At 38.2% G+C, this 6358-nt stretch carries 7 protein-coding genes; 2 read left to right on the top strand and 5 right to left on the bottom strand.

All coding sequences use genetic code 11. The annotated features are described in order from the left end of the window. The first annotated feature begins 20 nt into the window (after positions 1–20). A complete protein-coding gene (locus K2X50_09530) occupies positions 21–365 on the top strand; it encodes an outer membrane protein assembly factor BamE (GenBank protein ID MBX9587485.1) in 345 nt (114 codons plus the stop codon). Positions 366–641: 276 nt separating this feature from the next. Here the strand turns inward: K2X50_09530 and K2X50_09535 are convergent, their stop codons facing one another. Further along, positions 642–1178: a hypothetical protein gene (locus K2X50_09535; GenBank protein ID MBX9587486.1), complete on the bottom strand. Its 537-nt coding sequence runs from the start codon at positions 1176–1178 to the stop codon at positions 642–644. Between the two features lie 391 nt (positions 1179–1569). Between K2X50_09535 and K2X50_09540 the strand changes: the two genes are divergently transcribed. Next, complete coding sequence (locus tag K2X50_09540; GenBank protein ID MBX9587487.1) at positions 1570–2910, top strand: group II intron reverse transcriptase/maturase; 1341 nt, start codon at positions 1570–1572, stop codon at positions 2908–2910. A 383-nt stretch (positions 2911–3293) separates the two neighbouring features. On the opposite strand, the gene K2X50_09545 is transcribed toward K2X50_09540, so the two are convergent. The 4 genes from K2X50_09545 to K2X50_09560 all read right to left on the bottom strand — a co-directional run. Continuing rightward, positions 3294–3824, bottom strand: a complete 531-nt coding sequence (locus K2X50_09545; protein ID MBX9587488.1) for a type II toxin-antitoxin system VapC family toxin — start codon at positions 3822–3824, stop codon at positions 3294–3296. Beyond that, positions 3811–4182, bottom strand: coding sequence for an STAS-like domain-containing protein (locus tag K2X50_09550; GenBank protein ID MBX9587489.1), 372 nt, complete (start codon positions 4180–4182; stop codon positions 3811–3813). Before K2X50_09550 ends, K2X50_09545 begins: the two co-directional genes overlap by 14 nt. A gap of 9 nt (positions 4183–4191) precedes the next feature. Continuing rightward, positions 4192–4953, bottom strand: coding sequence for an ATP-binding protein (locus tag K2X50_09555; protein ID MBX9587490.1), 762 nt, complete (start codon positions 4951–4953; stop codon positions 4192–4194). Between the two features lie 247 nt (positions 4954–5200). Further along, positions 5201–6358 (bottom strand): AAA family ATPase (locus tag K2X50_09560; protein MBX9587491.1); only part of this gene is annotated, 1158 nt, incomplete at its 5' end.

A 6358-nucleotide genomic window follows, 5' to 3' on the forward strand; every position in this document is an offset into this window, starting at 1 on the left:
TGTATAAATGCCGTGGTATTATGACGAAATTTTTCAGTACAGGCAAAGTTATGCGATTGAGAACCGCCCTTTTTACAATGTTGATAGTCTTTTCCCTGACTAATTGCGCCGCTTATGATTTCTCCAGACGCTATGTGCAACAAGGAAATTTACTACCCCATTCTAAGATAGAGCGTTTAAGAATCGGCATGAGCAAGCAAGATGTAGCGATTCTGATGGGAACGAGTCTTTTAAGCCCAGTCTATAATAACAATCGTTGGGATTACGTCTACACTTGGCGCAAAGGCGCGAATAAACCGGAAGTTCATAACTTAAGTCTTTATTTCAGTAATGACCGCTTGACGACTATTAAGCATCGGCCTTAATAGCAAGCGTTTACTTGATTGAATTGCTTTTAACTCGCCACAAAAGTCAGCACATCATCCTAAAGAGCCAGCTCGTCATCTCGAATGTTAGTGAGAGATCTCCGAATTTGGCACAGTGCTACACCCGGAGATCTCTCACTAACGTTCGAGATGACGGAGGTGAAGTTCGAGAGAACGGGCAAGAGAAGTTTAAGACAGCATAAATTAGCTTGCAGTCTGACATTTTATCCAAATAACGCCGACAATTAGCTTATCGGCGTTAGCAGAACTTAATCATTAATTCACAGTTAAATTGCTCAAAATACGCTCAGAATCATTGGTTCCATCCTTGAGCTCAGGTATTTTAGCAATAGTATAATGAAGTGAATTAATAAACTCCCCATAGTAGGGTGGGTGCCTTAGTGCTCGAAAGCTGATAACGGCCGTGCCTACCATCTCGGCGGTCGATTGCGCTATCATTTCCTTTGCCTCGGGGCTTTGCCTAAAATCGCCTTCTTTCTGTCCAATAAAGTGATTCAAGTAATGTTGGTAAATACTTAGCAAACTTCTGTCGGCAAGGACAGCAGTAAAGCCAAGACCTACTAACGTTCTTAATGAACAGAGATAGTCGACAAAAAAGGGAGATTGATGATTAAGATAATAATCAAAGGAATGTTTTAAAAGATTTGCAATGATGGAAATATCATTGCGCGAAAGCGGTTGAACCGCTAAGCTATTGTGAGCCAGGGCGCCAAGACGAAGCGGCGCACATCTTGCGGGTGAAAGTCCCGTCGCAGAAGAAGAACCAGCTTTACTGTGTAGCGAGTCTTGCACCTCTCTAGGTAACGAAAGTGGTGAAGCGTAGACAGCGAAACATCCGAGCCAAAATCAATCGATGAACGTGAATCAGCCTCGAAAATATAGACGTTGAGAAAGCTGAGGTAGTTGGCTTTACCGCAAGCAACAGAAGACAGAAGGTTAAACTGGAAATCCAACTGTCATCAATCTCCGGGGTCATAGGCGTTGGCGAGTTTGTAAAGATGTACGACTGAACTTGGGAAGCCCTTCTTAGGCTTCAAGGATAGAAGTATTTGGGATACAAATGTAAAACATAAGGTCCCAGAAAACCTAATGAGGGTGGCGGAGCCAGATGTAGTAGCGAGGAAGCGAGTAATGATCGTGGAGCAAAGATCTGGCAGATGAATCGTAGCGAACAGGGGAAACCGTGTCTGTACCCAGCATTGACAGAGAAACATGGACAACGAAACTTGAACGCTTAGGCAAGCGGGCAGAAGCTGATAAACAAGAAGTGTTCAATAATCTTGGACACATTATTGATAAGCAACTGCTCCAAAGTATGTACCAACAGATGGATGGAAAGAAGTCTGTAGGCATAGATGGTATGAACAAAGAACGATACGGAAGGCGGCTGAGTGAAAACTTAGATAGGCTCATCCGGCGAATACGCAATGGCACCTACTACCCCAAACCTTCCCGAATCACAGAAATTCCCAAAGATGACGGAAGTAAGAGACCCTTAGCGATAGCTTGTTTCGAAGATAAGTTAGTGCAAGCGGCAGTCAGCGAGATTCTAACCCGAATCTACGAGCCACTGTTCCTACCTTGCTCCTACGGGTTTCGACGAGGTCGAAGCTGCCATGATGCGCTGCGTGCTTTAATGAAATCTACATATCCGTGCTGGAATGGAGCCGTTGTCGAAATAGACATCTGTAAGTATTTCACTTCAATTCCACACAAGGAACTGAGTAACATCCTACAGAAGAAAATTACAGACAAGGGTTTCTTGAGATTGATTGACAAACTGGCAACAGCTCCTGTGTTAGAAAATGGGGTTACTACCATGAATACCAAAGGCTGCCCACAGGGTTCAATTTTATCTCCGATTCTAGCAAACATCTATCTTCACGAAGTGATTGACGTCTGGTTCGACGAAATCAGGAAGCGACACTTTAAAGGAGTAACGGATGAAGTAAGGTATGTTGATGATATGGTTTTCGCCTTTGAAAACTATATCGAGGCAAAACGGTTCTTTGAAGTACTTCCAAAACGGTTGAATAAATATGGACTGGAAATGCATATCGATAAGTCCCGACTGATTCGGTCAGGCCAAAACGAAGCACAACAAGCTCATAGGAAAGGAGAACGCATTCCGACTTATCAGTTTCTTGGCTTCACAGTCTATTGGGGGCTAGCGAGAAATGGAAAGTGGTGGCGAATGAAATTTACCAGCCGCAGAGACCGTTTCACAACTAAACTCAAGGGATTAAAATCTTTCTTAAAAAGTGAACTCACGACAAAAGATACTATGGGTGTACTTAAAAAAGTAGCACGTACGGTGGTGGGTTGGCTGAATTATCATGCAATATCAGATAATGAAAGACGGGTGAAGCAATTTATAGAGATAAGTAAGCAATGTATAAAGAAATGGATTAACCGCCGAGGAAGGAAAAGACCCATGAATTGGAAGAAACTCAATGCCCTGCTTGACAGGGTTAATTATCCTAAAACATGGAAAACCATCTCTTTGTTTGGTAACGCTTGCTGACGGTGATGAGGCACCTTGATTCATCGGGAGCCGAATGCGGTAGTTCCGCCTGTTCGGTTCTAAGAGGACTCTACCGGAGTGATCCGATAGTTTTACTCACCTTGTAGCCTCCTGTTTAGGTTATGTGGTCAGCGTCATCGCGGTGTTCGTTGCACTTCGGTGGCGCGCTATTCGTTATTTAGTTCTATAAATTTGTAGTTATCTCCTTAATTAAATTGTTTGCAGTAGGTTTCTAGCGAATAGAAACCTACACCATCTTCCGCAATAAATTATTAAAAGTCAAATGAATTAATACTTTACAAAATATGTCTTGTAACCCACTGCTTTGAAGATGGTATTGCTCGGATTGGCAATTAATTAAGCCTTCAGAGCTCGAACGTGTGTTAATTTTTAAGAAGCTTAGGATTTGCTGTTAGTATTGGAATGGCTTGACCTTTAAAATCACTATCGTCAGTAAGAAGAATCAAATTTTTATTATCACACAAAGCTGTAACAATTTGATCGTTAAAATCAGAGTTTCCTTCTCTATATACTTGTAATAAATTATCCATATCAATAGCTTCAAAGCCACTCTCAATTTGACAACAATGAGCCAAAACACGAGAAATATCCTCAGCGACTAAAATAGCAATATTTTTAAATTCTTTACTTTTTCTAAATTCTTTAAAATTTTTCCCTGGCGCAACTAATCCCTGTTTTATCCGAGCATATCTATTTATGAATTCAGAAACAATTAGAGCATCAATAAATATCTGACATTTTGCTTCAAGAATATTTTTAAATGCTTGTGAATAGACTGCCATCCTAGAATTGGGAGAACTTGGACCATAAAGAAAAAGCCATATATTTGTATCCAATAATAATTGATCAGATGACTTAAATACGTAATTCTCAACAGCTTCAATTTTTTTCATCATTCTGATCATTCTCTAAAACATTATCAACAGCCTGGTCAAATTTATTAGGATCAGAAAAATACTGCTTTGCGGTATCTACCACCCGTTTTAATAACGCCCTATCATCAGATTGTATCTCTTCAACTTCAAGCAACGAACGTATTTTTTCTTCTTTAAAAGTCCCATATAATTGACCTACAGCTGCATTTAGAAACGCTGAAGTTAATATAGTAACATTACGGAAAGAAAGCATAACATTTCGATCATCATTAAGAGCAGCAGCAAGACGATCAAATACTTTTTGACCATCGCTAGAGGCTACGCATAGAGAACTGCCAACAATTTCGAATACAGAAATTGTTAAGTTTTTTTTCATGATAAACCCTTAGAATATGTTTTCTGTAATTTCAGCAACCAATTTATATGTTGCTGGATCATTACTATTAATTTCAATACTAACTACTGTACCAGGAAAAGGAGCAACCAATTGAGCGGTTTCAATCTGATTTTTTTTTCGTTGCCAATACCCATATTCTGACACAATCTGAATACAACCTCCATTCACATCAATAAACTCTCCCAGCAACTTTAGTCCTAATCCTCCAGGTACCTGACCTCGTTTAGTTGTATTGCGGTCTGATGTTGCCCAATTAATTGCTTCTTCGGCAGTTAATTTAAGCCCTATTTTGTTTTGTATATTTTGGCGAATTCCGACACCTAAATCAGCTATAGAGAAGTCCAATGCATGCCGATTTGGGAAATATTGACCACAACTAAAAATTCCAAGTTTGGTATCCGAATGTATCACTGCATTACTAAAAATTTCAAAGATATTTTTTTGAAATTTATTTCTTAGCATCAAAGACATCTTAGGTATCTCTGATCGGGGTAAAAATTCATTAGCGATATATTCAGCAAAAGCTCGATCATCTTTTACATCAAAGCGACGATAAGGAATAGTAGTACTCCAGTTATCAGGAATTTGCACATATCCAAAATGGTTAAGAAATCCATTTTTCGCAAGAATTCTTTCTATTTCAGGGGCTAAATTAGTAAATTTAATAGTATTTACCTGATCACCTAAACGATAAAGAATAGCACCTAATGCCGCACACATATCGGCATCAAACCAATTGACCAATTGCATATTTATTTCAATATCTTCGAAAAAACAGGAGGCTGTCTTCGAATAAAATTTGGCCAATTCTTCGAAGCCCGATTTATTATGCTCAATGTTTACGAGAGAAAATTTCAAATCCCAAACTCCAAATAACTAATAATATTTTCTATAATAACCCATTAAAGTTATAGATCGTGATTACTATACTTATTATTGCTTAATGAATTTTTAAAAGGAATAAATAGAGGTATCTGGCGTAATTTCGTAAGATACGTTAATTAAACGTGGGGCAAGAGAATTCAAGTCCTTCTTCAAAATCGTCTTCTTCTAACTGCTCATTTTCTCTAACTGATAATTGACTGAGTTGATTGGCTAAAAACGAATCTGGTTTACACATTGAAGAGGCATTATTCTCAATGGGGAAACGATAATATTTTTTTTGAGCCTCTAAAAAAACCAGCAGTTTTTCTTTGAATTTTTCTGTTTTCGCTGCTTCCAATGGATAATCCGTAAAAATGCTTTGCATCTGCTCTTCGACTTGATTGATTAACGGTGAAAATGTTTCGAAGGGTAGACTATCTTTAACTTCCTGTGATTCTCGATTAAAGATAAGACTGTCCAACATCGTCTGATAATATAAAGCCTTGCATCGTTTTTTAAGAAGCTGGCAGGGCATAGATTTTAAAATTTTCAATGTACCGAACAATAAATTAGTATAGATTTGCTCTAACTCCGAATTATTTTTCAAAAAAGTATTTAAGGTAGAGCGGATAAAATAGCGATGAAGCTCCTCGTTAGGTATTTTTATCTCACCTACTAAACCACCATCAGTTTGTTCCATTTTATCTATGCTTAAGAAACCACGTGCAATTAATTTATGATAAAAAATCCCTGAATCAAAAACTAATGTTTGAAAATCAATTTCGGTTTTGACTGCTTTACGAATACCTTCTTTTTTTAATAATTTTATAAAATCAATTTGTTCTTCAAGAGGAGCCTCGAGAATTAAATCCAAAATGGGACCTCGACCTACCAGATCTGCCCAATAAGGCTCATAAGTATTAGAATCTAAAAAACTTAATACAGAGTAAGGATTGAACATACAGGTGCCATTAACTTGTTGACCATACCATTTTTTGAGTTTATTGAGTTCCTTTAGGGGAATATGAAAATCTTGTAGCAAGGTACTCACATGACGCTCAGTAAAACCTAATTGGTGATACAGCGAATCAGAGTAATAATTTTTGGATAACAATGCACTGTGATAAATAGTGTCAGGCAACCCTGCTATCCTATGAATCCCAACTAAAAGGGCAAATTTAATGTTTCGATTATCGGTACAGCTTGTTTGAATAAATTGATGAATAAACTGAACAATAAATTGCCGCTGTTCATCGAGCCTTTCTACTGAATAAATGGGCATATCATATTC

The organism is Gammaproteobacteria bacterium (assembly GCA_019748175.1).
GTDB lineage: Bacteria > Pseudomonadota > Gammaproteobacteria > JAIEPX01 > JAIEPX01 > JAIEPX01.